The following is an 822-nucleotide window of genomic DNA, read 5'->3' on the forward strand; positions in this document are numbered from 1 at the left end:
GTCTGGCATGGCCTCGGATGAGTGACTTGCCGAAACAACCTGTCCGTTTTCTGCTCAGCGACATGGACGGCACGCTGTTGCTGCCGGATCACACGCTGAGTCAGCGCACCATTGATGCGGTGCGTTCGTTGCGTGAGGCGGGCGTGTTGTTCAGCCTCGCCACGGGCCGACCGCCGAAAGCCATGCTGCAGCAGATCGAAGCCCTGGGCGTTGATCTGCCGACAGCGGCGTTTAACGGTGGAACCATTGTCAATCCGAATGGCAGTTTGCTGGTTGCGCATTACCTGCCGGCGACTACCGCGCTGATTGCGCTGGCCACGTTTGCCGATCAGCCGGATGTGGAAATCTGGGTGTTCAGCGGCGGTGACTGGCTGCTCAAGGATCCGCACGGGCCGATGGTCCCGCGCGAACAGCATGGCCTCGGTTATCCGCCGGTGGTGGTCGAGAGTTTCGAACCGTATCTGGAGCACATCGACAAGATTGTCGCGACCAGTAACAACACTGACCTGTTGATCGAGCTGGAGGCGCAGCTGCTGGCCAAGGTCAACGGCATGGCGCAGGTATCGCGTTCACAACCGGTGTATCTGGACGTGACAGCGTTGGAGGCCAACAAGGGCACCGCGCTGGCGACCCTGGCCGCGCATCTAGGGATTCCATTGGAACAGACCGCTGCGATAGGCGATGGCGGCAACGACCCGGCGATGTTCCATTGCGCAGGCTTGTCGATCGCCATGGGCCAGGCGGAGGAGGCGGTGAAACGCCAAGCCGACGTGGTCACAGCGCCGAACACCGAAGACGGCGTGGCGCAAGCGATCGAGAAAT

At 61.7% G+C, this 822-nt stretch carries 1 protein-coding gene; it reads left to right on the forward strand.

Translation table 11 applies throughout. The features are described from left to right. Positions 1–17: 17 nt before the first annotated feature. On the forward strand, positions 18–822 hold an 805-nt coding region (locus BK660_RS30395; RefSeq protein ID WP_148057491.1), incomplete at its 3' end, for an HAD family hydrolase.

Source organism: Pseudomonas brassicacearum, assembly GCF_003732265.1.
In the GTDB taxonomy this organism is placed as follows: Bacteria; Pseudomonadota; Gammaproteobacteria; order Pseudomonadales; family Pseudomonadaceae; genus Aquipseudomonas; species Aquipseudomonas brassicacearum_D.